Source organism: Stenotrophomonas sp. 78350_Sma (assembly GCF_056482105.1).
This window is the reverse complement of the sequence record NZ_CM151182.1, coordinates 396,408-420,095: the sequence shown is the minus strand read 5'-3', so window position 1 is coordinate 420,095 and position 23,688 is coordinate 396,408. Positions and strand designations below refer to the sequence as shown.

Here is a 23,688-nt window from a genome sequence, read left to right as displayed (position 1 = left end):
GGAGGTCTCCATGTTCCGTTGCCTGCGCGTTCCCGCGTCCGCCCTGCTGCTCTCGGCACTGCTGGTGCCCACCGCCCATGCCGGCGCCGCGCCGCAGTTGAACAGCGGCCAGACCAGCGTGCTGGTCACGTCGCTGATCGTGCTGTCGATTCCGTTGGCCACGTCGATGGGATTGGCCGAACTGTCCAAGGCCCCGTTCAAGGCCAGCGAGCGCAACGGCAAGGTCGCAGCACGCACGCCGGCGGTGCCGCTGCCGCCGATGGAGGTGAAGCAGGTCGCTACCACGCCAGCCGGTGATCGCCAGGTGCACCTGCAGGTGCCCGGCAAGGCCGACCAGACCGCAACGCTGCAATGGCCGGCGGCTGCAGGCGATGACCCGATCGTCGGCTTCGTCGTTGGCCAGCAGGTGCGCTTCGACCCGACCGAGGCCGGTGCCGGCTGGACCGTGAAGAGCGCGCAGGGCCAGGCGCTGGCCTATGTGCCGACCGCCTACGCCGCTGGCGACGTGATGAGCGAAGCGCTGTAAAGCTGAACAACCGGTTTTGGCTTTGCGGTGGGCCGGGCGGATAATGGGCGATCCCCTTTGTCCCCCTGGCTCGCCATGTCCGTGCGTCCTGCCCCTGTGTTTGCCCCGCTGACCCCGCGCGCCCTGGTGCTGGCGGTGCTGGCGATGGGTGCGGTGGTGCTGCTGTCCAACGTACTGGTGCAGTACCCGATCAACGATTGGCTGACCTGGGGTGCCTTCAGCTATCCGGTGGCGTTCCTGGTCAGCAACCTGATCAACCGCCGCTTCGGCCCGGGCCCGGCGCGCCGCGTGGCGTGGATCGGCTTCCTGGTGGCGGTGCTGCTGTCGATCTGGGTGGCCACGCCGCGCATCGCCATTGCCTCGTGCTCGGCCTTCATCGTGGCCCAGCTGTTGGACATCACCGTGTTCGACCGCCTGCGCCGTGGCAGCTGGTGGCGCGCACCGATGGTGGCCACCACCTGCAGCGCGACGGTAGATACCACCATTTTCTGGTCGATCGCGTTTGCCGGTTCCGCCCTGCCGTGGATGAGCTGGGCCGCAGGCGACCTGGCGGTGAAGCTGGCGATCGGCGTGTGCCTGCTGGCCCCGTTCCGCGCGTTGCTGTGGAAGATGGCGCCGCTGCGCGCGACCAGCTGACCGCACATGCTCTGGTAGGTGCCAACCTTGGTTGGCACGCTCCATCGGAGTTCATCACCGCTGACAGCGTGCCGACCATCGGTCGGCACCCACCACGAGCGGGCATCGCCGGGCCATTGATCCGGTAGTCGCCAACCTTGGTTGGCGCTTGGCACTCATGCCAACCAAGGTTGGCACCTACCAACAGCAGGCCAACGGTCAGATCATTGATCCGGTAGGTACCAACTGCAGACCTCCGCCATCCGCCACTCAGGCGAACGGCAACTCCGCGGCTCTGCACGCTGCCGTAATCGCGGCACACGCCTCTTCAATCGCGGGCGTGGTCGGCGCCAGTCGCGGACGTCGATCCAGCGTGCAGGCCAGGCCCACCTCCAGCAACGTGGCATGTGCTCCATGCAACGCCTGCGCCGTGTCTTCCGGCAGGAAGCCGGCAACCGCCAGCGCATCGATCAACGAGGGCGTATCGCGCGGCTGCAGCAGCGCCGCATGCTGTGCACTGCGCGCCAGCACGCCGGTCTGCAGCAGGAACTCCAGGTCCACTACGCCACCGGCACCCTGCTTCAGGTCCAGCCGCGCGGCATCGCTGCGGTCCAGTTCGGTGCGCATGCGGCCGCGCATCTTCAGCACATCGGCATACAGCACACCCGTGTCGCGCTCACGCCCCAGCGTCTGTGTACGCACCTGTTCGAAGTCACCCAGCAGGCTGGCATCACCGGCCACGCCGCGTGCACGCACCAACGCCTGGTGTTCCCAGGTCCATGCGCGCTCACGCTGGTACTCGGTGTAACTGGCCAACGAAGACACCAGCGACCCCTTGCCGCCATCCGGGCGCAGGCGCACGTCGATGTCGTACAGGCGCCCGGCAGCGGTGACCGCGCCGAGCAGTGCCATCACCTTCTGCGCCAGGCGCGCATACCAGCGCCCCGGCTCCAGCGGACGTGCACCATCGCTGGCGTCCACGCCGGCCGGATTGTCGTGCAGGAACACCAGGTCCAGGTCGGAACCGAAGCCCAGTTCAAGCCCACCGAGGCTGCCGTAGCCGATGATCGCGAAGCGGCCACCGGGGATTTCGCCGTGCGCGGCGCGCATGTCCGCCTCGGCCATTGCCAGCACGGTGATCACCACCGCCTGCGCCAGCTCGGCCAGTTGCCGGGTGCTGTCCACCGCGCCCTGGCGCCCGTCCAACGTGGCCATCGCCATGCGGAAGCTGAGTGCCAGCCGCGTTTCATTGAGCCAGCGCAGCGCGGATTCGGGATCTTCCACCGCCAGCACCTGCTGGCACTCGGCAAGCATGCCAGCGGCATCGGGCATCGGCCCGGACACGCGTACGTCCAGCAGTTCGTCCAACAGCAGCGGATACGCCGCCAGGCGCTCGGCCAGCAGCGCGCTGCGCGCCAGCACATCGACCAGCCGCGCCAACGCGCTGGGCTGTTCGTCCAGCAGCGCGAGATAGCTGGTCCGGCGCAGCACCGCCTGCAGCAGGCCGAGCACGCGCTTGAGCGCGGCATCCGGCTGCGGCGAACGCGTGGCGGCATGCAGCAGCGCAGGCAGCACGCGATCCAGGCGTGCACGCGCGGCATCGGACAAGGACTTCACACCGGTGCCTTGTGCGAAATCGCGCAGCGACTGGTCAGCGCCGTTGGCATCGAGGAACCCGGCTTCGGCCAGCAGCGGCGCGTTGCTGCCCTCGGGCAGGCTGCGCCAGTAGTTGGCCAGCGCGTCGGGCGCGGCCTGGCCCTTGCGCGGTGCCAGCAGCGCGGCGAACTCGGTGCTGACCCGTTCCTGCTGCTCGGCGAGTGCCGCGCGCAGCACGTCCCAGTCCGGGTAGCCCAGGCCGACGGCGATGCGCGCACGGTCAAGCGCGTCGCTGGGCAGCACGTGGGTCTGCGCGTCGCGCAGCATCTGCAGGCGGTTTTCCAGCCGGCGCAGGAACAGGTAAGCCTCGCGCAACGCGCTGCCATCCTCGGGCGCGATCTGCCCGGCAGCCACCAGTGCGTCCAGCGCCACCAACAGGCGACGTTCGCGCAGTGCCGGCTCACGGCCACCCCGGATCAGCTGCAGCGCCTGACACAGGAATTCGATTTCGCGGATGCCACCGGCGCCGCGCTTGATGTCTTCATGCAGTTCACGGCGCGCGACTTCGGCGGTGATGGCCGCCTTCATCTCGCGCAGGCCGTCGAGCGCGGTGAAATCCAGGTAGCGGCGGTACACGAACGGGCGCAGAGTCTGCAGCCACGCTTCACCGGCCTCGATGTCGCCGGCCACCGCGCGTGCCTTCAGCCACGCATAGCGCTCCCAATCGCGGCCCTCGCGCTGGAAATACTGGTCCATCGCCGCGAACGAGAGCGCGACGCGGCCGGCGCTGCCGAACGGGCGCAGGCGCAGGTCGACACGGTGGCTGAAGCCATCGACAGTGGTTTCATCCAGCAGCTTGGCCAGGCGCTGGCCGAGGCGGGCGAAATACTCTTCGGCGGCCAGCGCGCGCGGGCCGTCGGATTCGCCGCCGTGCGGGTAGGCGTAGACCAGATCGATATCGGAACTGAAGTTGAGTTCGCCACCGCCGAGCTTGCCGAGGCCGAACACCACCAGCTGCTGGGGGGCGCCTTCGCCATCACGGACCACGCCGTGGCGCTGGGCGAATTCCTGCTGCAGGGCGTCCAGCGCCAGCCGCAGGCAATCCTCGGCCAGGGTGGTGGCGCCGGCCAGGGTCTGTGCCACATCGTCCAGCCCGGCCAGGTCGCGCCAGATCAGCCGCGTCGACATCGCGGTGCGCCAGCGCCGCAGCTGCGCCGGCCAGTCGCTGGGCTGCAGCGGGTCGAGCACCGGCGCCGGGATCGGCGGGCAACCGGGGGCGGCCAGCTGCGCCAGCAGCGCCGGTTGCCGCACCAGGGTATCCAGGGCGAAGTCGCTGGCCACCGCCAGCCGGGTCAGCAGCGGCTGCAGCTCAGCCGGGGTGGGCTCAGGCAGCACCTGGGCCAATCGCGACAGGGCGCGGTCGACAACGGGCTGGAGGGCGGCGGACAGTTCGGCGGGGGCGAGGGTCATCCCCTGATTGTATCGACCCGGTCGACCCGGTCGGGACGCAACGGACCCGGTAGTGCCGGCCGCTGGCCGGCAGATCCGATGACCTGGTAGTGCCGGTCGCTGGCCGGCAAATCCGATGATGCCGAAGGTTACCGGGGTTGCCGGCCAGCGGCCGACACTACCGATAATGGGAACCGCGTATTCATACTGGGCGACAGGCAATAAAAAAGCCCGCTTGCAGCGAACTGCCAGCGGGCTCTGCTCCCTCCCCCACGTCGGGATGCAGGGCCATCGTGCGGGCTCCGAAAGCACTTTGCACGCTGCACTGCAAAACAGAACCGGCGGGTTTGGGTGACCCCTGCGGGAAAAGCCATTCCACGAAGGTAGAACCCCCCGTACGGATGAGGATGGCCGATAATCGGGATTCCCCCCAGCAACACGTGTCGTCATGTCTGTTGATCGCATCGCCAACGCGCGTCTCCGTGACCGCGTGGTCTCCGCAGAGGCCGCAGCCGCGCTGATCCAGCCCGGTGAAACCGTGGCCATGAGCGGCTTTACCGGCTCCGGGTATCCCAAGGCCGTTCCCGTCGAACTGGCCCGCCGCATCGAAGCGGTGCACGCCCAGGGCCAGCCCTTCCAGATCAGCCTGATGACCGGCGCCTCCACTGCACCGGAACTCGATGGCGCGCTGGCCAAGGCCGATGGCATCGCCATGCGCATGCCGTTCCAGAGCGACCCGGATGCGCGCAACCGCATCAACGAGGGCAAGCTGGATTACATCGACATCCACCTCAGCCACGTTGCCCAGCACGTGTGGTTCGGCTTCTACGGCGAGATCGATACCGCCGTGATCGAGGTCTCGGCCATCCGCGAGGATGGCTCGCTGGTGCCGTCCACTTCGGTCGGCAACAACAAGACCTGGCTGGACCTGGCCAAGAAGGTGATCGTCGAGGTCAACGAATGGCAGCCGGCCGGCGTCGACGGCATGCATGACATCTACTACGGCACCGCGCTGCCGCCGCACCGCAAGCCGATTCCGCTGGTGAATGCCAACGACCGCATCGGTGACACCGCGCTGCGCTGCGACCCGGACAAGATCGTGGCCGTGGTGCGTACCAATGGCCCGGACCGCAACAGCCCGTTCAGCCCGATCGATGCCACCAGCGAACAGATCGCTTCGCACCTGATCGAGTTCCTGCAGCACGAAGTGAAGAAGGGGCGCCTGCCGCCGAACCTGCTGCCGCTGCAGTCGGGCGTGGGCAACATTCCCAATGCGGTGCTGGCCGGCCTGGCCAAGAGCGGCTTCCGCGATCTGGCCGCGTTCACCGAAGTGATCCAGGACGGCATGCTGGACCTGCTGCGCGACGGCGTGCTGAGCTACGCCTCGTGCACCGGCTTCGCGCTGAGCCCGCAGGCCAACGAGACGTTCAAGGAGAACATCGATTTCTACCGCGAGCGCATCATCATGCGCACGCAGGAGATCTCCAACCACCCGGAACTGGTGCGCCGCCTTGGCTGCATCGGCATGAACGGCATGATCGAGGTGGACATCTACGGCAACGTCAATTCGACGCACGTGATGGGCACGCGCATCATGAACGGCATCGGCGGTTCGGGTGACTTTGCCCGCAACGGCTTCCTGTCGGCGTTCCTGAGCCCGTCAACCGCGAAGAACGGCACCATCTCGGCGATCGTGCCGATGGCCAGCCACGTCGATCACACCGAGCACGACGTGTCGGTGATCGTGACCGAACAGGGCCTGGCCGACCTGCGTGGCCTGACCCCGCGCAAGCGCGCGCAGGTGCTGATCGACAACTGCGCACACCCGGATTTCCGTCCGCAGCTGCAGGATTACTTCGACCGCGCCAGCCGCGAGAGCTACGGCAAGCACACCCCGCACCTGCTGCCGGAAGCGCTGTCGTGGCACCAGCGTTGGCTGGATACCGGCACGATGAAGGGCTGATTGCCACCGGTTCGCCGGGCATGGCCCGGCGCTACCGCCGCATCACACCTTGGTAGCGCCGGGCCATGCCCGGCGGATGTCCCGGTTTACCCGCGCAGCGCCGCCAGCGATTCGGCCTGCAGGCGCTCGTAGATTTCGAACTCGTCGTTCACCGCCACGCCCAGCGCCTGTTCGAAGGCCTCGCGGTTGGCATGCGCGGCATAGGCACGCTGTTCTTCGCCGCCAAGGTTCGACTGGAAGATGCCCGCGGCGCTGACCGGCAGGAAATCCTCGTAGACGATCGGGTCGGCGGTGGCCAGGCCTGTGGCCACCAGCACTTCGGCCGGCAGATCGGCCACGCGCTCCGGCGCGGCACGGCCGGCGTCGGTCAGCTGGTAACGGTAGTAGCCCAGGCCTTCCTGGCGCAGGGTGTCGTGGTCATCCGGGAAGCTGGTGAACACCGCCTGCAGGCGCTGGCCGTAGTCGCCTCCGGTACTGCCTTCGCCACCGGCGTCGCGTGCCTGCGACAACAACTGGTCGTACAGCGCGCGGCCCTTCGGGGTCAGCGCAAGCCCGCGTTGCTCGATCTCGCCGAAGCGCGCGGTATGGGTGCCGGCATCGCCGCCCTCGCTGTCCGGGAAATGCACGGCTTCTTCCAGCGCCTTGAAGCTGGTCTGGCGCAGCAGGATCGGGCAGGCACGGCGCGGCGGGCCTTCGATCACCGCCTTGGCCGCCATGCCGTGTTCGATCATCGCCGCCTGCGCAGCGTCGATGTCCAGCGTGCGCGGTGTCAGGTGATTGATGTGCGGGCCACGGAAACTGACCACGTCGGCCACCAGGCGGTGCGCGTTGTGCAGCGCGTGGTAGGTCGGCAGATCGACCGTGGCATCACCGTGCCAGCGGAAGGTTTCCAGCGCTTCGCCGACGAAGCGCTCGGCGTCGGCCTGCGACAGGCCACCGTCACGCTCGGCCTGGTCGATCAGCGCCAGTGCGCCCTCGGTGAAGATACGGCGGCGCGCAAGGATCTTCGCCGATTCGGCACGCAGCGCTTCGTCTTCAATCAGTTCCAGGCGGAGCAGCGAGGTGAACACGCGGAACGGATTCTGTGCCAGCGCGGCGCCGGTGAGCGGGCGGAATGCGGTGGAGTGCACCGGCACGCCGGCCACCGACAGGTCGTAGTAGCCCACCGGGAACATGCCCATCACCGCGAACAGGCGGCGCAGCGTGGCCAGTTCCTGCACGGTGCCAACGCGGATCGCGCCATGGCGCTCTTCGTCCAGGCGTGCACGCTCGTCGTTGCGCTGCAGCTGCGCGGCCAACGCCGGGTCCTGGGCAAGCACCTGCGCGTTGATCCGCTCCACCAGCTCCACCAGCGTGCCGTACAGCGGCACTTCGGTGCGGTACATGCGGGACATGGCCTGTGCGAACAGGCGGCGGATCACATCAGGCGAAACGAAAGAGGCGCTCATCAGTCACTCGATTACGGGAACGGGGAACAGCTCGGACACGTATTGTCGCCGGAGCGCGGCGCGGCGGCGATATGCAGAGCAACATGACGGAAATCGGTAGCGCCGGCCGATGGCCGGCAATCTCCGGATGCCTGGAATGATGCAGTTGCCGGCCAGCGGCCGGCACTACCGCTTGAGCTGGCGCTTCAGGGTGGCATCCAGGGTGATCGGCCGGTCCCAATGCCCGTAGCTGGCCACGATGGCATGGCGCACGACGCGGTAGTGCAGGTTGTCCGGCTTGGCGGACATGCGCTTCACCACCGCTTCCCAGCCGCCCTCCGGGTCCTGGCTGAAGGCGCGTACGCTGTCGCGGCAGGTCTGGCCGCTGGCCTTGGCCCAGAAACAGGCGAAGTAGATGTCCCCGGCCTGCCAGCCGTGAGTGGTGAACAGCGCACTGACGTAACCACGCGGCACGTCGGCATAGCGCGACACCTCATCGAGGAAGGCATCGGGGTAGCGCTCGGCGTAGTGATTGATGTCCTGCAGCTGGGCATCGATCCAGCTGTCACCGGTTTCCACCTCATACGCAGCCGAACGCTCGGCGGTCTGCTGGGCCAGCACGGTAGCCGGCGCCAGCAGCAGGGACAACAACAGCGCGCGCAGTCGGACGTTCATGCACCGATTCTGCCGCAGCCGCCGGGTCCTGTCAGGCCGCCGCGGCGGCCTTGGCCTCGATCGCGGCCAGTGCGGCCGGCCAGTCGTGGGCCGTATCGGCAGTGACCATGCGCGGTTCGTCGTCGGCCACGCCGTGCTGGGTCTCGTGGGCCCAGGTCACTGCGTACGGCGTATGCACGCCCCAGCCGCCCAGAGTCACCACCGGCTCGATGTCCGAACGCAGCGAGTTGCCGACCATTACGAAGCGCTGCATCGGCAGGTCGAACTCGGCCAGCACGCGGGCGTAGGTTTCCGGATCCTTCTCCGAGACGATCTCGATGCGCGGGAACAGCTCGGCCAGGTTGGCGACCTTGATCTTCGCTTCCTGGTGGAACAGGTCGCCCTTGGTGATCAGCACCACCGGATAGTGCTCGGCGATCGCCGCCACCGCCTCGCGCACGCCGTCGATCAGCTCGACCGGGTGACGCAGGGTGTCATGGCCGATGTCCAGGATGCGCTGGATGTCCTTCGCCTCGATGCGCTGGCCGGTGATGTCGATGGCCGCTTCGATCATCGACAGCGTCATGCTCTTCACGCCGTAGCCGAAGGTGCCCAGGTGGCGCTGCTGCACTTCCAGCAGGTGGCGCGCGGTCTGGGTGTCATGCACGTCGACGTAGCGCGACAGCAGGTCAAGGTAATCCTGCTCGGCCTTCCGGTAGTAGTCCTCGCTCTTCCACAGCGTGTCGTCACCGTCAAAACCGACCAGGCCGATGGCGCGCGACGGCGCAGGCGTGGAGGTGTTCATTGCGCAAGGATACAGGGGCCATGGTGACGAAAAAAACCCGGGCGGCCGAAGCCGCCCGGGTTCCCATACGCCCCGATGCAGGCCTTACCGGCCCTGCGCACCCTGCGCTGCGCCGCCGGCGCCGGCCTGCTGGGCGGCCACGTAGGCCTTGTACTCATCGGCGCTGAGCTCGCCGTCCTTGTTGGTGTCGGCCTGGTCGAACACCTGAGCCAGGCCCGCGTTCACCTGTGCCTCGGACTTGCTGATGGTGCCGTTGCCATCGGTATCGATGCTGGCCCAGGTCTGGCCACCGCCACTGGCCTGCGCCGACGCCGCTGCGGCCGCATTGGTCGCCTGGTCAGCAGCCTGGCCGGCCTGTGCAGCCGCCTGCTGGGCCTGCGCGGCCTCGTTCTGCGCATGCGCCGCCTGCTGCTTGGCCGACTGCGCCATCGCCGGAATGGCCAGCACGCTGCCGGCGGCGACGATCAGGGCGATCAGGGGCTTGCGGTTGCGAATAGTCATCAGGGGTGTCTCCTACCGATTGGGTGGTGTTGCGCGGCGTGTTGTCTCCGCACGGCACCTACCCTGCCACCGCCTTTCTGAATCGATTTTGCGCCGCGACCGGCATCACCACGCACGATTAACCACTCGCCACCGCGCATGCTTTAGCACGGTGGTTAGCGCGGAGTGAGTGGCTCATAAGCTGCGCATTCAGCGCGCTGGAATTTAACCGGCAACGAACGAAAAACCTGCGTCAGTTCGCGGTCTGGGCCGATGACCGCGAACTGAACATCACCCATCCCAGCGCAACACCGGCGAGCGCGCCGGCGATTTCCAGCACCACGCGGCTGCCGAGTTCGTTCGGATCATGGATGGTGGACAGGAACAGGCGCGCGTACAGCGGTGACTCCAACCGCACGATGCCCATGTAGAACAGCTTCCACGCATCGATGCCGGCCGAAGCCACCACCGAAATGACGCAGGCCCAGCCGATGGCATGCCCCATCGACCAGTGCAGCAGCCGGCACAACCGCGACCACAGGAAGTACACCAGCAGGCCGACCAGCAGGGCGATGGCGCCGGCTTCCAGGGTGCCGAGCAGGCCGAAGTGCAAGGGAAGGTTCATCGGGTACGCAGCGGTGGGAATGCGGCCAGTGTAAGGGTATCGGCAGGGTTGCACCCTGCACCCGCAGAGGCTTCAGGCAACGGCCAAAGCCAAAGCGACTCTGGACTGTTGATGGTTTGGCGGGACGATGTGGGTGGGCAGGACACGCCGTAAACCCATCCCTGGGGGCTCGATGGCGCCATCCATGGCGCCAACGGTCCTGCCCACCCACACCGCCCCACCTCCGACAGATTCCTGATGACGGTTGGTGGTAGATCCACGCCATGCGTGGATGAATCTCAATCGAAATCGAATATTTCGAGAATTGAACGAAGAGCATCCACGCATGGCGTGGATCGGCCGTGTTGACCAAGGTCGACACCTACCAACAGCAGCGACCCACTGTCGAAGGCGAGGTGGGTCCGGTGGCGGGAGTGTCCGCGGCATGGATGCCGCGGCCAAGCCCCCAGGGATGGGTTTACGGCGTCTCCCGCCACCGGACCCACCCCGCCATCCCACGGAATGCACGCTGTTGCTGTTGCTGTTGCTGTTGCTCTGGCTTGTAGCGGGTGCAGGGCGCAGCCCTGCCGATAACCCCTAAAGCACCGGCACGTCGTACGCGGTGCCGGGATCCGGCTCGGGTTGCAGGGTGTAGTGCCACCACTCCTGCGGATAGTTGACGAAACCACGGCGCGCCATCGCCTGCACCAGTTGCCGCCGGTTCGCCTGCTGCGCCTCACTCAGCCCGCTGGTCTGGGTATGCGCGCGCGGGCCAAAGAAATCGAAGTCGGTGCCCATGTCCAACGGCACACATGTACCGCTGCGGCAATCCAGCAGGCCCAGATCAACCGTCGCACCACGGCTGTGGCCCGAACGCTCGGCGATGTAGCCATCGACCAGCAGGCGCGGCTTGTCCAGGTCCGGGTACTGCAGCGCCTTGCGCGTGAGTTCGCCCGGATCGTTCACCCAGGCCATGAAGGCCTGCACCGAGCGCACCGGCCGATAGCAATCGTAGAGGCGCAAGCCAAAGCCTTGCGCTCGCAGATCCTGTTCCACCTGCGCCAGCGCTTTCGCCACCGGCGCCAACAGGTAGCAGGACGGCGCCTCGTAGCCAGGCACGCGCGCACCAGTGAAGTTGTTGGCACCGGCGTAACGGATATCCATGTCGATACGCGGCGCCACCGACCGGATCTCCACCAGCCCTGCATCGGCCGCATCGGTGGCAGGCGAAACGCGCGGTGGTTCAGCGGCGTTGGCGGTCGCCGCCAGGGCAGTCGCCAGTGCGAGTGAAATGCAGGTCCTGGAAGTCATAGCTGAAGTCGATGTCGGGATCGATTGCACGCAGGTCCAGTGTCGGTGCCGGGCCTTCACCTGGCTGCAGCCACGCCTGCGCGTCATCGCCCAGCGTATCCCAGCGCAGCAGCCAGCGCTCCTGCAGTTGCAGCACGGCACCGTGCAGGCGCGGCGATCTTTCCACGCTGAAGCGCAGGCCGTCCTTGCCCGGGCACAGCGATGCGGGCCCCAGCCAGGGATCGCTGTAGCGACCCTGCCAACGCGGCAGGTCGTCTCCGCGTGCCGGCTGTGCGGCTGCGGTCGCTGGCCGTTGGTGGCCAGATGCTGCCTGCGCTGCCTGGTCAGCCTTCAGTTCGGCCAGGTACTCCATCGCCGGGCGCGTATCGCCTGGTGCGGTGAAGCGCTTCAGCATCGCCTGCATCAACGCCGCGCGTGCATCCTCGCCTTCACCGTTGATCAGCATCACCACGCCCACCCTGCGGTCGGGCAGCAACGCCAGCGATGAGTACATGCCTGACAGCGTGCCGGTATGCGCCACCTTCCACTGCCCGTCCATGTCCGACACGCGCCAGCCATAGCCGTAGCCGTAGAAATGCGCGTTGTCCCAGCGCCGCTGGCGTTCACCCAGCGGCATCGGCATGTGCAGGGTCCACAGCGTGCGCCGCTGCTCGCTGCCCAGCCAGTCCGGCACCAGCGCGGGATCCAGCAGCACCTGCATCCAGCGTGTCATGTCGCGCAGCGAACAGCGGATGCCGCCGGCCGCCATCGACGGCAGGTCCGGGCTGATCGCAGCATCGGCGTTCACGACCTCATTGCGATCACCGCGCCAGGCATGAGGCTGCGCCACGTTGCCCACGCGTTTCACCGACCACGTACCCACCTGGCAGCGCGTCATGCCCAGCGGCTCGAATACCTGCTCGCGCATCAGCTGGTCATACGGTTTGCCACCGGCCGCCGCCGCCACTTCGCCGGCCACCACGTACATCAGGTTGTCGTACGCATAGCGGCTGCGGAAACTGCTGACCGGCTTGAGATGCGCCAAGCCGGCGATGATGTCGGCACGGGTGAACGCGTTCGGCTCCGGCCACAGCATCAGGTCACCGGCGCCCAGGCCGAGGCCGCTGTTGTGGATCAACAGGTCACGCACCTGCATCTGCTCGCCCACCCACGCATCGTGCATGCGGAAACCCGGCAGATGCCGCTGCACCGGATCATCCCAGTGCAGCCTGCCCTGCTGCACCAGTCGCGCCAGCAGCGCAGCGGTCATCGCCTTGCTGTTGGACGCGATCTTGAACAGCGTGTCCTCATCGATGCGGCCGCCATCGCCGCGCGTGCCTTCTGCATGGCGATGGACCACCTGTCCGTTTTCGACCACCGCCATCGCCAGCCCGGGCAGATGCTCGGCCCGGATCACGGCGGCGACGTCGGCCTCGATGGCTGCGTTGTCGACCGACGAAGCGGACGGTGCGGCCAGTGCCGCCGCGAGGATCAGCAGGTGGTGCATGCGGGCGGCCCCTCCATTGCCCGCGCCGTCACGATGGACGGCGCGGAGCGTGGCCTCAGAAGTTCCAGGTCACCACCAGCTGGGTATAGCGCGGTGCCTGCCAGCGCGTGCCGGTAGCGAACGTCGCCTCGCGGTACTGGCCGGGCTGCGCCTCGTAGCGCTGGTGCACGTTGATGGTCTTCTGGTTGTTGAACAGGTTGTACACCGACAACCGGGCGCTGAGGTCGATACCCTCCACCGGCAGGCGCCAGGTCACGTTGGCGCCCATGGTCCAGGTCCACGGCAGGCGGCCAAATGCGCCGCGCGGGCTGTACTCGAACTGGCGCTGGTTGTACGGGCCCGAACAGTTGGCGACGCACAGCCAGCCGGTGCCACCACCACTGCCTTCACTGGACGTGCTGCCACCGGCGATGGAGTCGTTCGGCCACATCACGCCGTAGGCGGTGATCGGGCCACCGGACTGCACCTGCAGCGTGGTGCCGAACGACCACTGCTTGTTCAGCGCATACGCGGCACGCAGCTTGAACTGATGGCGGAAATCGTTGAACAGAACACCATAGCGTTCATTGGTGGCCGGGTGGTCCCAGAACTGCACCATGCCGGTGTCACCGTAATTGGTATCGGAGTTCACCGGGCCTTCGAAGTTGCCTTCGCTCTTCGACCACAGGTAGGACGCGTTGAACATCCACTTTTCGTCCCAGGCACGGTCGATCTGGAACTCCAGCGCCTTGTAGGTACGCTTGGGCTTGGAGTAGCCGATCACCTCGCCACTGCCGCCCTTTCGATAGCCGCTGTTGGCGGTGTCGATGGTGATCCAGCCTTCGTTGGCACAGCCGATGCTCTTGTCGCCCCAGATCGTCAGGCTCTCGCCCGGGTTGGCGATCGGCCACAACGTGCTGGGGGTCGGGCCGCACGGGGTGTAGTTGATGCGGATGTCATCCAGCGCGCGGGTCATGCGCCGGTAGGTGGCGTTGACACCCCACGACCAGGCCTGGTTGATCATGTTCTGGAAACCCAGGATGTACTCGTCCTGGTAAACCGCCTTGAGGTCGCGGTCCACGCTCTGGCGCAGGTCGGCACCGCCGGTGTTCATGCGGGTGTCGGTCGGCCCGATCTGCTGGCCGACGATCGGTGCCATGTACGGCGAGCCGGTCGGCGAGGTCTTCTGCTCCCAGCCGTTGAGCACGTAATAGCTGTATTCGTCGGTCAGGCCACCAGCGAAATTCACGTTGATGTTGTTGGTGACCGGCAGGTAATAGCGGCCGGCGTTGCCGAACAGCTTGGTGCTGCCATCACCGCGCATGTCCCACGAGAAGCCGACGCGTGGCGCGATCAGGTCGTCCATCTTGATGAACGCCTTGCCGGCTGCGGTCCGGTTCTCGAAGCGGTCCCAGCGCACGCCGAGGTTCAGCATCAGGTTCGGGGTGATGTTCCAGATGTCTTCCAGATAGAAGGCATTGGCCTCGGTCTCGAAAGTACCGCCCGAACGGCGGTTGCGTGCACGCAGCATCTCGGTGACGCCGGCCGGTACATAGGCGTTGGCGCCATCCCACACTTCATCGCCGGGCCGCGCCACGTAGGCGGTGTAGCTCAGCTCGGTCGGCCCTGGATAACGGGTGGACTGCTTGGTGGTCATCAGTTCGCGGTCGACACCGAAGCGCAGCAGGTGATCGCCGAGCTGCCATTCGAAGTCCAGGCGCGCGACATCGCGGGTGTCATCACGTTCGGCCACCGCCGCGCCGGTCGGGTGGCAGCCGGCGCGCAGCCCCTGCAGCTTGCCCAGCCGCGGGCCGTAGGTGCTGTCGGTGAACACCGGGCTGCAGGCCTGGTCCAGCGACGAGTTGGTGAAGGCACGCTGCTTGTTCTGGCCGACCATGGCGCGCGCGGTGAAGTTCTGGCCGAAGTGGCCGGTGTAGGTGGCCGACCAGTTGCGCCCGCCGGTCTCGGTGACCGAGTCGCCGCCCCAGGAACCGATCCGATCAGCATTCCAGTTGTAGCCGTACGAGGCATTGGTGACGTCGCCCTCGTCGGAGAACGCCAGCAGCGCCAGGCTGTGGTTGTCGTTGATGTTCCAGTCCAGCTTGGTGCCCCAGAAGCCGTTGCCGGAATCGTTCTTGAACCAGGTACTGCCATCGGACGAGGTGTTGTGGCCCTTGTCGCTGCGGTCCTCGTACATTGCGAACAGGAACAGCTTGTCCTTGATGATCGGCCCCGAGCCCCAGACGTTGGTCTTCAGGAAGGAGTTGTTGTCGCGGCTGCCGTAGGAATGTGGGGTGCCGTCGCGGTGGAAATGATCGCCGCCACTGGCGCGCCACGCACTGGGCTCGGCGGTGACTTCAACACCGCCCTCGAATTCGTTGCTGCCCGAACGGGTCACGGCATTGATCACGCCACCGGTGGAGCGGCCGAACTCGACCGAGTAGCCACCGGTCTTGACCTGGAACTCGTTGAAGAACGCGAACGGCGCGGTGCTGAAGCCACGACGGGTATACATGTCGGTGACATTCAGGCCGTTGATGAAGACCGCATTCTCGGCCACCGATGAACCGGCGAACGACAGGCCACCGAATGAGGAGTTGCCACCGACCACGCCAGGCGCCATCAGCGCGACCGCAGACAGGTCCTGAGCCACCGGCAACCGCGAGATCTCCTGGCGGTTGATGTTGAACGAGGTTTCGGTGGAGTAGACATCCACGCGGTTGATCACGCGGGTGCCGAGCACCTGCAATGCATCCAGGTTGGTGACACCGCCGCCGCTGGCCAGGTTGACCGTGGTGGTACCACCGACGGCAACGCTTACCGACACCTGATCGCCGAGCTTCTGGCCATCGCGGCTGAGCTGCAGCTGATAGTCACCCACCGGCAACTGGCCGAGGCGGTAACTGCCATCGGCGCCAACGGTGACGGTACGGGTCAGGCCGGTGCTGCTGCTGACCACGGTCACCTGGTCACCGGCGGTTGCACGGCCGGCGACTGCGCCGCTCACGTTCTGTGCCATCGCGATGCCGGGCAGCACGACGCCCAGACACGCCCCGAGGGCGACGCACAACGCCGCCCGCTTGATGCTGTAAGCCTTCATCCCCTGCTCTCTCCTGCAAGAATTGAATGGTGTGGAATGTGATGTGTCGCGCTAGCGTTGCCTGGCCGGCAGTACCCGCCACTGGAAGTCGTAGCTCCATTGGTCGAAGTACAGGTTGCCGCCTGCCCACTCGGCCTCGCCGCGCTGCGAGTCGACCGTTTCCGAGCGGAAGTGCTGCTTGGCCGGCACGAAGGGCTGGCCGAAATCGTCGTTGAAGGCGATGCGGTAGCCATCGAGGCCACCCAGGTAGAAGTCGCGCAGCGCCGGCACGTCGCTGACCAGCGCGCCGGTGGTCACGTCCATTGGCAGCCAGCCGTACGGCGCCAGGTAGACCTGCCCCCAGTCGTGCAGGTTGTTGTAGCCGCTGCCGTCGTCGGAGAACACCATGCCCGACTGCCAGCGCGCGGGAATGCCATTCAGGCGCAGCAGCGCAATCAGCAGCAGGGTCTGCTGGCCGCAGTCGGCATGGCCGGCGCGCAGCGCATGATCGCTGATGTTGCTGAGCGTGGAGTATTCGCGTGCACCGGCCCACGGAATACGATCGACCGCAGCGAACAGCCTGCGCACCACTTCATAGGGGCGTGTTTCGCCCTGCAGCACCTGGTCGGAGAACAGCTTCAGCGCCGGAGTGAAGCGCACATGCGGCAGCTGTTCGGCCAGGTAAGGCTTCAATGCGGGATCATTCGGCGCGGCCTGCACCTTCGCCGGATCGATCGCGGTGTGCCGCGCGAAGACCGTCACCGCGTAGCGGATCTCGAACCGGGTCGGCTTGCCGGCTACTGCTTTGGCTTCCAGGTAGGCGGTGCGCTGAAGGGTACTGGCCGGGGCCACGCGCGCCTTGCCCGGTGTGCTGCCCAGCCACTGCACCTGCTCCTGCTGGCCGGGAATCTCGCGCGGGTAGGGAATCCAGGCGCGAACGGTTTCGCCGGCCGGGACGGCATCGGCTTTCACCGTGAGCGACTGGGTGAATTCAATGCGCTGCGGCAGCACCGACGCCTGGCCACTCTGTTCGGCCGCGGCAAGCACGCGCGCGTGGTGTGCGTTGAGCACCTCGTTCGGGCCCGGCGGTGACATCGGTGCATCCGCGCGGCGGCGTGCGCGTGCTTCGTCGCTGAGCAGGAACAGGTTCGACGGTGCGCGCTTGAAGTACCAACGCTCGCCATCGATGTCGAGATGCTCGATCAGGCCGAGCTGATCCCACCGCGCGAACTCCTCGTCGGTGAGGTCGGGAATCCAACGGCGCACGGCCGCCTTGGCGGCAGCCTGGTCGAGGCTGAAATCCAAGCGGATGCGGCGCATGCGCTCGCGCTGGAAGGCCCCTTCGGCGCTATCGCCTGCCGTTGCCAGCAACGCTTCGGCATCGCTGAAGCGACCGCTGTCGATCAGGTCGATCACCTGCGCCTGGCGCGCCCCCTGCTGGCTGCCATGCCCATCCGTTGCCTGCGCGGCAGACGCCCACAGCAGCAGCGCGGCACACAGGCCGGCGGCGGCAGGCAGACGCGGTTTGCGAACGGCAGGATCCACAGCGACACTTCCCCAGCGCGGGTGGTAATGGCTGTGTAACACGGGCCGGGATGCCGGTCAATAATTTATTCTTGCTTTCTATGCCAAAAGGAATAAATATTCCAAAAGGCATTCGAGGAGGGTGTGCTGCGCATGATCCTGGCTTCCCGCGAACGGCACCGGCATTGGCCGCGCCGGTTGACCCTGGCCCTGTGCCTGCTGGCCGCACCGGCCTTTGCGCAGGCGGCACCACCGCCCGATCAGGGTGCGCCGCTGCCCTATGTGATCGGCCTGCACGAGGCCTACCTGACCCCGCAATACTGGGCCGCGCGCCTGGACAACGCCGATGCGCCGATCCTGGATCGCGCACAGATCGAGGCACAGAACGCACGGATGCGGGCGCAGGACAGCCACATCCAGGACATCGCCGCACTGCCCGCCCAGCTTGACGCGGCGGCGGTGCGTGCCAGCATCACCGCGCTGTCGAGCTGGCCCACCCGCGCCCTCTATGACGACAAGGGCCAGGCCATCGCCCCCGCGCTACGCAGCGGCATCGAAGCCAACCTCGGCCTCGATGCGATTCCCACCCAGGTAGCACCGGCTTACGGGCTGGTGGTGAAGCGTGCCGCACTGCGCACCTTCCCCACCCGCGAGCGCGTCTTCAGCACCGTCGGTGACACTGACATCGACCGCTTCCAGGAATCGGCACTGTTCCCCGGTGACAAGGTCGCCGTGGTCCATCGCAGTGCCGACGGCCGCTGGCTGTTCGTGCACAGCGAGCGCTACAGCGCATGGATCGAGGCCGATGCCATTGCCAGCGGCGACAAGGCCACGGTGCTCGGCTACGGCGCGCAGGGACCGTACCGGATCATCACCGGCGCCACCGCACAGACCGCCTACACCCCAGAGGAACCGCGCGTCTCGCGCCTGCAGCTGGACATGGGCGTGCGCCTGCCGGTGCTGGCCGACTGGCCCGCCGCCGAACCGGTGAACGGCCAGCAGGCGCATGCCTCGTGGGTAGTGCAGCTGCCGGTGCGCGAAACCGACGGCCGCCTGAAGCTGGTACCGGCCCTGCTGCCGCGCTCGCAGGACACCGCCGCCGACTACCTGCCGCTGACCCCGCGCCTGCTGCTGCAGCAGGCCTTCAAGTTCCTCGGCGAACGCTACGGCTGGGGCCACGACTACGACACCCGCGACTGCAGCGGGTTCGTATCCGAGATCTACCGCAGCTTCGGCGTGCTGCTGCCACGCAATACCAGTGCACAGGCGGTCAGCCCCGCACTGGATCGCCTGCCGTTCACCAGCAAGGACGGCAAGGCATTACGCGACCGTGCCGTCGCCGACCTGCAGGTGGGCGATCTGGTCTACATCCCCGGCCACGTGATGATGGCCATCGGCCACGTCGACGGCCGCACCTGGGTCATCCACGATACGGCGGGCGGCAGCTGGTTCGGTGCCGACGGCACGCGCGTGCAGGCCCATCTCAATGGTGTTTCGGTCACGCCGCTGGAGCCGATGATGGCCAGCGATACCGTCCGCTACATCGACCGCATCACCAACATCCAGCGCCTGCGGGCCAAGACTCCTGAATGAAGATCACCGCCATCGAACTGGGCATGCTGCGCGTGCCGTTGAAGACACCGTTCAAGACCGCCCTGCGCACGGTGGAGACCGTGGAAGACGTGGTGGTGCTGATCCGCACCGACACCGGCAACACCGGCTACGGTGAAGCCCCGGCCACCGCCGTGATCACCGGCGATACGCACGGCTCGATCATCGAAGCGATCCGCCACTTCATTGCCCCGCGCCTGATCGGCCAGGACGTGGTCAACCTCAACCGACTGTGCGGGCTGGTGCAGACCGCGATGGAGCGCAACACCAGCGCCAAGGCCGCGGTGGAGATCGCGCTGTACGACCTGTGGGCGCAGCTGCACGGTGCGCCGCTGTACCAGATGCTCGGCGGCGGCGACCCGGTGATCACCACCGACATCACCATCAGCGTGGACTACATCGACAAGATGGTGGCCGACTCGCTGTCGGCGATCGACCGCGGCTTCGAGTCGCTGAAGATCAAGGTCGGCAAGGACATCGGCCTGGACATCGAACGGGTCAAGGCGATCCACGCCGCCGTCGAAGGCCGCGCCCTGCTGCGTCTGGACGCCAACCAGGGCTGGACTGCCAAGCAGGCGGTGCATGCGATGCGCACCCTGGAGGAAGCCGGCGTAGTGCTGGAGCTGCTGGAGCAACCGGTGAAGGCGGCTGACATCAGCGGCCTGAAGTACGTCACCGACCGCGTCAACACGCCGGTGATGGCCGACGAAAGCGTGTTCAGCCCCAGCCAGGTGATGGACCTGATCCAGCAGCGCGCCGCGGACATCATCAACATCAAGCTGATGAAGACCGGCGGCCTGTCCAACGCGATCCGCATCGCCGATATCGCCGGCATCTACGGCGTGCCATGCATGATCGGCTGCATGATCGAATCGAGCATCAGCGTGGCTGCCGCCGTGCACCTGGCGGTTGCCAAGAGCGATGTGATCACCAAGGTCGACCTGGACGGCCCGTCACTGGGCCAGTTCGACCCGGTCCGCGGCGGCGTGCATTTCAACGAATCGGAGATCAGCATCAGCGACGTGCCGGGGCTGGGCATCACCGAAGTGCGCGGGCTGGAGATGCTGGGTTGAACCGCGCAGTCGAGCATGGCTCGACTCTACAGCGGCCACGGGTGACTGACGCTTGGTCGGGCGTTACTTTTCTTTTCGCGAAAAGAAAAGTAACCAAAAGAAACGCTCCGCCGGCTGCAAGCCGACGCGCTGCGCACGCCGGTGCCCTGCGCTCCTCGGCCCGCCGAGGGACGGCGCGGAACTCGCTGCGCTCAGACACCCGCGCCTCTTCGCCCTCGCCGGACCTGCGGTGCTCGGCTCGCTTGAAGGCGGACTCAACGGCAGCTCCGGGTAGATCCACGCCATGCGTGGATGCTCCTGCTTCTGCTCTACCTCGTATCCTCTTCGCGGCTGGCACGCGCGCGATCTGTCCGGGGTTGGGCGGGTGGGGTTTGCAGGGGTGTCCGCGCCATGGATGGCGCGGCCAAGCCTCCATGGACGGATTCACGGCGTCCCCTGCAAACCCCACCCGCCCGCCCCATTCCATGACACGCTCTACGCTGCCAACCGCAACGCCTTTGCAGACACCCGGACGTCCCGTATGCCGCCCCTGCTGAAAATCCGCACCGAGCGCGGGCAGATGTCGGCCATCGAGCGCCGCATTGCCGACTTCATCCTCGACAACGCCCACCTGCTGCGCGACTACTCGTCCCAGCAGCTGGCCAGTGCGCTCGGCATCAGCCAGTCCAGCGTGGTGAAGTTCAGCCAGAAGCTCGGCTTCAAGGGCTACCCGGACCTGAAGTACTCGATCGGCCAGGATGTGGCTCGCGCCGGTGCCGATCCACAACAGGCCCCCAGCGAACCTGACAGCGGCGATGACTACCTGCGCCTGGGCGACGCCCTGCGCCGCAGCAAGGCGCAGGCCGAAGAAGAAACCCGCCAGGCCAACCCGCGTGAAGAGATCGAGCGCATCGTGCAGCTGCTCGACGGCGCACCCAAGCTGTTCGTGTACGGCCTGGGGGACGACGGCCTGTTCGCGCGCGAGTTCGCCATGCGGCTGTCGCTGCTCGGCCTGCTGGTGGTACCGCATACCGACCCGATCCTGATGCTGGCCAACCTGTCGGCCGCGCGCCCCGGCGATGCGCTGCTGGTGTTCTCCGAATTCGGCAACCTGCCACAGCTTTCGCAGCTGTCGCGCCAGTTCCAGGACATGGGTGGCAAGGTGATCTCCATCACCCGCCACACCGCCAACCCGCTGCGCGCGCATGCTGATGCAGCACTGGTGGTGTGTGCGCACGATCGCACGCCGCAGGTCGCGCAGCTGCTGTACCGTAGCGCCATGCACGCCCTGCTCGATTTCCTGTTCGTGCTGCTCTGCCACACCAATCCGGATCGTCAGCAGCAGCTTGCGGTGAACCTGGAGCGGATCGACCACCTGCTGGATTCCTGACCGGAGCGCACGTTGATGAGATCGCTGGTCCGCCTTGCCACCACTGCACTGCTGCTTGCTGCGGCGGTATCCGTTCACGCGGCGCCGCTGGATGGCGCGCGGCAGCTGATCGTGGTCACCAGCGAAGGCTGGGACAGTACCCAGGGCCAGCTGCAGGCCTATGTGCGCGATGGCAGGGGCTGGCACACGCACGGACAGGCGTTCCCGGTCGCGCTCGGCCGTACCGGCAGCGCCTGGGGACTGGGCCTGCATCCGGCACAGGCCGATGGCCCGCAGAAGCAGGAAGGAGACGGTCGCAGCCCGGCCGGCATATTCGCGCTCGGCAGTGCGTTCGGCTATGCCGTCACCCGCCCCGGCACCGCGATGCCCTACCAGCCGATGCTGGACAGCAGCTACTGCATGGACGTACCCGGTTCGCCGTTCTACAACCGCATCGTTGATGAAAAGAAGGTCGGCAGTGCGGCGGTCAAGGGCTCCACCGAGCCGATGCGGCTGGACCTGCACAACAAGGGCGACGTGCGCTACCAGGAAGGCTTCGTGATCGCCCACAACCCGGACAACCAGCCCGGCAAGGGCAGCTGCATCTTCGCCCACCTGTGGCGCACGCCCGGTGAGGCCACCGCCGGCTGTACGGCCATGCCACAGGAACGCATGCAGGCGCTGATGAACTGGCTGCGCCCGCAGGACGCGCCGCGCTTCGTCCTGCTGCCGCGTGCCGAGTACAAGCGCCTGCAGGCGCAGTGGCAGCTGCCCGCACTGAGCGGAGACGCCCGTTGAGCGCGCAGGACGAACCGCAGCTGCAGCGCGCGGTCAGCCGCTGGCAGATCGTCGGCCTGTCGATCAACGATGTGATCGGCAGCGGCATCTACCTGCTGCCGGCCGCCACCGTCGCCCTGCTCGGCCCCTTCAGCCTGTGGGGCGTGGTCGCTGCTGGCATCGTGGTCGCGCTGCTGGTGCTGTGCTACGCGCAGGCCGCCAGCTACTTCGATGAACCCGGTGGCAGCTACCTGTACGCCCGCGAGGCGTTCGGCCGCTTCGCCGGGTTCGAGATCGGCTGGATGATCTGGCTGACCCGCATCAGCTCGGCGGCCGCATTGAGCAATGCGCTGGCCGATGCCGTCGCGCGCTTCTGGCCGTGGGCCGGTGCCGGCATGGGCCGCATCGCGGTGATCGTGGTGTCGCTGGGCTTCCTGACCGGTGTCAACATCATTGGCGTGCGCTCGGCCGCGCGTACCGGCGTGGTGCTGGTGATCGGCAAGATGCTGCCGCTGCTGCTGTTCGTGGCCATCGGTGCGTTCTACATCGACCCGCAGCTGGCCTTCTCCGGACAACGCCCTGACCCGCACGACCTGCAGCGCATGGGCGAAGCCGCCTTGCTGCTGCTGTACGCCTACGCCGGCTTCGAGAACATTCCGGCCGCGGCCGGCGAGTACCGCAATCCGCGCCGCGACATTCCGTTCGCGCTGATCACCATGATCATCACCGTCACCGTCATCTACGGCGCGGTGCAGGTGGTGGCACAAGGCACGCTGGCCGGCCTGTCCAGCTCGGCCACGCCGCTGGCCGATGCCGCCGCCGGCTTCGGTGGCGAAGCACTGGCGCTGATCCTGACCATCGGTGCCACCATCTCCATCCTCGGCACCAACAGCAACACGATGATGATGGGCCCGCGCTTCCTGTTCGCGCTGGCCCGCGATGGTTACGGTCCGAAGATCCTGGCGCAGGTGCATCCACGCTTCCACACCCCGGCCGCATCGATCCTGTGCCAGGGTTTGATCGCACTCGGTCTGGCGCTGTCCGGCTCGTTCGTGCAGCTGGCGCTGCTGTCGATGACCACGCGCCTGTTCGCCTACATCGGAACGGCCGCTGCGGTACTGGTGCTGGCCAAGCGCTATGCCGACCGCCCCGGCGCGTTGAAGCTGCCGGGCGGCCCGCTGATTCCGGTGCTGGCGCTGCTGCTGTGCCTGGCGCTGTTCGCCAGTGCCAGCTGGCAGAACATTGCCGCTGCACTGGTCGCGTTCGCCATCGGCGCGGTGATCTACAAGTTGCCGCGCAAGGATGCCGACGCCGGGTGACCGGCAGCGCCGGGCCATGCCCGGCGGATTGATCTGGCGATCACACTGCCGGACCGGGCTGT

At 66.9% G+C, this 23,688-nt stretch carries 18 protein-coding genes; 8 read left to right on the top strand and 10 right to left on the bottom strand.

The window, feature by feature from the left end; all coding sequences use genetic code 11:
* Nucleotides 1-10: 10 nt before the first annotated feature.
* Together ACZK4H_RS01840 and ACZK4H_RS01835 are read left to right on the top strand one after the other, a co-directional pair.
* A complete protein-coding gene (locus ACZK4H_RS01840; protein ID WP_099551325.1) occupies nucleotides 11-526 on the top strand; it encodes a hypothetical protein in 516 nt (171 codons plus the stop codon).
* A 75-nt stretch (nucleotides 527-601) separates the two neighbouring features.
* Nucleotides 602-1,162, top strand: coding sequence for a queuosine precursor transporter (locus tag ACZK4H_RS01835; RefSeq protein ID WP_099551326.1), 561 nt, complete (start codon nucleotides 602-604; stop codon nucleotides 1,160-1,162).
* 249 nt (nucleotides 1,163-1,411) lie between these two features.
* On the opposite strand, the gene glnE is transcribed toward ACZK4H_RS01835, so the two are convergent.
* A complete protein-coding gene (glnE, locus tag ACZK4H_RS01830; protein ID WP_099551327.1) occupies nucleotides 1,412-4,207 on the bottom strand; it encodes a bifunctional [glutamate--ammonia ligase]-adenylyl-L-tyrosine phosphorylase/[glutamate--ammonia-ligase] adenylyltransferase in 2,796 nt (931 codons plus the stop codon).
* 427 nt (nucleotides 4,208-4,634) lie between these two features.
* Here glnE and ACZK4H_RS01825 point away from each other — a divergent pair, with 427 nt between their 5' ends.
* The gene (locus tag ACZK4H_RS01825) at nucleotides 4,635-6,149 is read left to right on the top strand and encodes an acetyl-CoA hydrolase/transferase family protein (RefSeq protein ID WP_099551328.1); all 1,515 of its coding nucleotides are present in this window, start codon (nucleotides 4,635-4,637) and stop codon (nucleotides 6,147-6,149) included.
* Between the two features lie 86 nt (nucleotides 6,150-6,235).
* On the opposite strand, the gene hglS is transcribed toward ACZK4H_RS01825, so the two are convergent.
* The 9 genes from hglS to ACZK4H_RS01780 all read right to left on the bottom strand — a co-directional run bounded on the left by hglS (nucleotide 6,236) and on the right by ACZK4H_RS01780 (nucleotide 17,519).
* Nucleotides 6,236-7,597: a 2-oxoadipate dioxygenase/decarboxylase HglS gene (hglS, locus tag ACZK4H_RS01820; protein WP_099551329.1), complete on the bottom strand. Its 1,362-nt coding sequence runs from the start codon at nucleotides 7,595-7,597 to the stop codon at nucleotides 6,236-6,238.
* A 165-nt stretch (nucleotides 7,598-7,762) separates the two neighbouring features.
* Nucleotides 7,763-8,251 carry a hypothetical protein gene (locus ACZK4H_RS01815; protein WP_099551330.1) on the bottom strand — a complete coding sequence of 163 codons (489 nt, stop codon included), beginning with the start codon at nucleotides 8,249-8,251 and terminating at the stop codon, nucleotides 7,763-7,765.
* 31 nt (nucleotides 8,252-8,282) lie between these two features.
* The gene (locus ACZK4H_RS01810; RefSeq protein WP_049397778.1) at nucleotides 8,283-9,035 is read right to left on the bottom strand and encodes an HAD family hydrolase; all 753 of its coding nucleotides are present in this window, start codon (nucleotides 9,033-9,035) and stop codon (nucleotides 8,283-8,285) included.
* An 84-nt stretch (nucleotides 9,036-9,119) separates the two neighbouring features.
* Nucleotides 9,120-9,536 carry an EF-hand domain-containing protein gene (locus ACZK4H_RS01805; protein ID WP_099551331.1) on the bottom strand — a complete coding sequence of 139 codons (417 nt, stop codon included), beginning with the start codon at nucleotides 9,534-9,536 and terminating at the stop codon, nucleotides 9,120-9,122.
* A gap of 232 nt (nucleotides 9,537-9,768) precedes the next feature.
* Nucleotides 9,769-10,140 (bottom strand): hypothetical protein, encoded by a 372-nt coding sequence (locus ACZK4H_RS01800; protein WP_099551332.1) that lies wholly within the window; start codon nucleotides 10,138-10,140, stop codon nucleotides 9,769-9,771.
* 576 nt (nucleotides 10,141-10,716) lie between these two features.
* Complete coding sequence (locus ACZK4H_RS01795; protein WP_099551333.1) at nucleotides 10,717-11,430, bottom strand: M15 family metallopeptidase; 714 nt, start codon at nucleotides 11,428-11,430, stop codon at nucleotides 10,717-10,719.
* Nucleotides 11,363-12,916 carry a serine hydrolase domain-containing protein gene (locus ACZK4H_RS01790; protein ID WP_099551334.1) on the bottom strand — a complete coding sequence of 518 codons (1,554 nt, stop codon included), beginning with the start codon at nucleotides 12,914-12,916 and terminating at the stop codon, nucleotides 11,363-11,365. The genes ACZK4H_RS01795 and ACZK4H_RS01790 overlap by 68 nt, the downstream gene beginning before the upstream one ends.
* Before the next feature lie 55 nt (nucleotides 12,917-12,971).
* Nucleotides 12,972-15,995, bottom strand: coding sequence for a TonB-dependent receptor (locus tag ACZK4H_RS01785; protein ID WP_099551335.1), 3,024 nt, complete (start codon nucleotides 15,993-15,995; stop codon nucleotides 12,972-12,974).
* A gap of 51 nt (nucleotides 15,996-16,046) precedes the next feature.
* A complete protein-coding gene (locus tag ACZK4H_RS01780) occupies nucleotides 16,047-17,519 on the bottom strand; it encodes a transglutaminase-like domain-containing protein (RefSeq protein WP_099551336.1) in 1,473 nt (490 codons plus the stop codon).
* 132 nt (nucleotides 17,520-17,651) lie between these two features.
* Between ACZK4H_RS01780 and ACZK4H_RS01775 the strand changes: the two genes are divergently transcribed.
* The 5 genes from ACZK4H_RS01775 (at nucleotide 17,652) to ACZK4H_RS01755 (ending at nucleotide 23,626) form a co-directional block, all read left to right on the top strand.
* Nucleotides 17,652-19,091 carry a C40 family peptidase gene (locus tag ACZK4H_RS01775; RefSeq protein WP_099551340.1) on the top strand — a complete coding sequence of 480 codons (1,440 nt, stop codon included), beginning with the start codon at nucleotides 17,652-17,654 and terminating at the stop codon, nucleotides 19,089-19,091.
* Nucleotides 19,088-20,182 carry a dipeptide epimerase gene (locus ACZK4H_RS01770; RefSeq protein ID WP_099551337.1) on the top strand — a complete coding sequence of 365 codons (1,095 nt, stop codon included), beginning with the start codon at nucleotides 19,088-19,090 and terminating at the stop codon, nucleotides 20,180-20,182. Before ACZK4H_RS01775 ends, ACZK4H_RS01770 begins: the two co-directional genes overlap by 4 nt.
* A gap of 520 nt (nucleotides 20,183-20,702) precedes the next feature.
* A complete protein-coding gene (locus tag ACZK4H_RS01765) occupies nucleotides 20,703-21,551 on the top strand; it encodes a MurR/RpiR family transcriptional regulator (protein WP_099551619.1) in 849 nt (282 codons plus the stop codon).
* A 15-nt stretch (nucleotides 21,552-21,566) separates the two neighbouring features.
* Nucleotides 21,567-22,328: a L,D-transpeptidase family protein gene (locus tag ACZK4H_RS01760; protein ID WP_099551620.1), complete on the top strand. Its 762-nt coding sequence runs from the start codon at nucleotides 21,567-21,569 to the stop codon at nucleotides 22,326-22,328.
* Nucleotides 22,325-23,626, top strand: a complete 1,302-nt coding sequence (locus tag ACZK4H_RS01755) for an APC family permease (RefSeq protein WP_049444533.1) — start codon at nucleotides 22,325-22,327, stop codon at nucleotides 23,624-23,626. Before ACZK4H_RS01760 ends, ACZK4H_RS01755 begins: the two co-directional genes overlap by 4 nt.
* Nucleotides 23,627-23,688 lie beyond the last annotated feature (62 nt).

Excerpts from the sequence above, each read along its gene's own strand:
- ACZK4H_RS01775 (WP_099551340.1), top strand. The coding sequence starts at position 17,652 with ATGATCCTGGCTTCCCGCGAACGGCACCGGCATTGGCCGCGCCGGTTG.
- ACZK4H_RS01790 (WP_099551334.1), bottom strand. The coding sequence starts at position 12,916 with ATGCACCACCTGCTGATCCTCGCGGCGGCACTGGCCGCACCGTCCGCT.
- ACZK4H_RS01795 (WP_099551333.1), bottom strand. The coding sequence starts at position 11,430 with ATGACTTCCAGGACCTGCATTTCACTCGCACTGGCGACTGCCCTGGCG.
- ACZK4H_RS01825 (WP_099551328.1), top strand. The coding sequence starts at position 4,635 with ATGTCTGTTGATCGCATCGCCAACGCGCGTCTCCGTGACCGCGTGGTC.
- ACZK4H_RS01760 (WP_099551620.1), top strand. The coding sequence starts at position 21,567 with ATGAGATCGCTGGTCCGCCTTGCCACCACTGCACTGCTGCTTGCTGCG.
- glnE (WP_099551327.1), bottom strand. The coding sequence starts at position 4,207 with ATGACCCTCGCCCCCGCCGAACTGTCCGCCGCCCTCCAGCCCGTTGTC.
- ACZK4H_RS01800 (WP_099551332.1), bottom strand. The coding sequence starts at position 10,140 with ATGAACCTTCCCTTGCACTTCGGCCTGCTCGGCACCCTGGAAGCCGGC.
- hglS (WP_099551329.1), bottom strand. The coding sequence starts at position 7,597 with ATGAGCGCCTCTTTCGTTTCGCCTGATGTGATCCGCCGCCTGTTCGCA.
- ACZK4H_RS01810 (WP_049397778.1), bottom strand. The coding sequence starts at position 9,035 with ATGAACACCTCCACGCCTGCGCCGTCGCGCGCCATCGGCCTGGTCGGT.
- ACZK4H_RS01840 (WP_099551325.1), top strand. The coding sequence starts at position 11 with ATGTTCCGTTGCCTGCGCGTTCCCGCGTCCGCCCTGCTGCTCTCGGCA.
- ACZK4H_RS01805 (WP_099551331.1), bottom strand. The coding sequence starts at position 9,536 with ATGACTATTCGCAACCGCAAGCCCCTGATCGCCCTGATCGTCGCCGCC.
- ACZK4H_RS01770 (WP_099551337.1), top strand. The coding sequence starts at position 19,088 with ATGAAGATCACCGCCATCGAACTGGGCATGCTGCGCGTGCCGTTGAAG.
- ACZK4H_RS01785 (WP_099551335.1), bottom strand. The coding sequence starts at position 15,995 with ATGAAGGCTTACAGCATCAAGCGGGCGGCGTTGTGCGTCGCCCTCGGG.
- ACZK4H_RS01815 (WP_099551330.1), bottom strand. The coding sequence starts at position 8,251 with ATGAACGTCCGACTGCGCGCGCTGTTGTTGTCCCTGCTGCTGGCGCCG.
- ACZK4H_RS01765 (WP_099551619.1), top strand. The coding sequence starts at position 20,703 with ATGCCGCCCCTGCTGAAAATCCGCACCGAGCGCGGGCAGATGTCGGCC.
- ACZK4H_RS01835 (WP_099551326.1), top strand. The coding sequence starts at position 602 with ATGTCCGTGCGTCCTGCCCCTGTGTTTGCCCCGCTGACCCCGCGCGCC.